Genomic DNA, 600 nt, shown 5'->3' with positions numbered 1-600 from the left:
AGTTGCAGTTAACGAAAATGAAACCATAGTTTTCAACGGCATTCCCTCTGTTAAGGCAATTGCCGAAGCTGTTAAATCAAATGGCTACGGCGGGGTTTCCGCTTTTGATATTTCTGGAGACCACAAGGAATCCATAGTTTCGCTTTTAGTGACCATTGGTCAGGTTTTGCGCCCAGAAATTGATTACAAAAAGAAAAAGAAATAATTAGCTGGTAGCTTCTTTAACCTTTGCTTGTGGCGCATCAGGGCTGTCTTGTTGTGTTTCAGCTTTGGAGCCTTTCAATTTAGACTTATGTTCTTCTGCAATTTCTTTTTGGGCATCTGCTGCCATTTTTGCGGCATTGGCTGCTATTTGCCTGTCCGATGGCGAAGGATCTGCTGGGGCAAGAGCGGCTTTTTGAATTATATTTGCTTTTATTATGGTTGCTTCCGGAGTTTTTTCTCTGCCCGTATCAAGATTTACATGTCCTGAGTTTGCATATCTATTGCCATCTGGTCCTGTTACATAATCGTAATTTGCGCCTCCTCTGGCATAGCCACCAGCTGCGCTTAAATGAGCCTGTTCGTGAACATGAACCTTTTTGTCTATTTTTTTGAGTT

At 42.2% G+C, this 600-nt stretch carries 2 protein-coding genes; one reads left to right on the top strand and one right to left on the bottom strand.

Translation table 11 applies throughout. The features are described from left to right. A partial coding sequence (locus ACYVRA_RS08230) for a hypothetical protein (protein ID WP_461252245.1) occupies window positions 1–205 on the top strand: 205 nt, incomplete at its 5' end. Here ACYVRA_RS08230 and ACYVRA_RS08225 read toward each other — a convergent pair. Further along, window positions 206–600: putative metalloprotease CJM1_0395 family protein (locus ACYVRA_RS08225; protein WP_461252244.1), on the bottom strand; the 395-nt coding region annotated here is incomplete at its 5' end.

This window comes from Treponema sp. R8-4-B8 (genome assembly GCF_054786175.1).
Note: the sequence above shows the minus strand (reverse complement) of the source record. Positions and strands in the feature narration are given on the sequence as shown.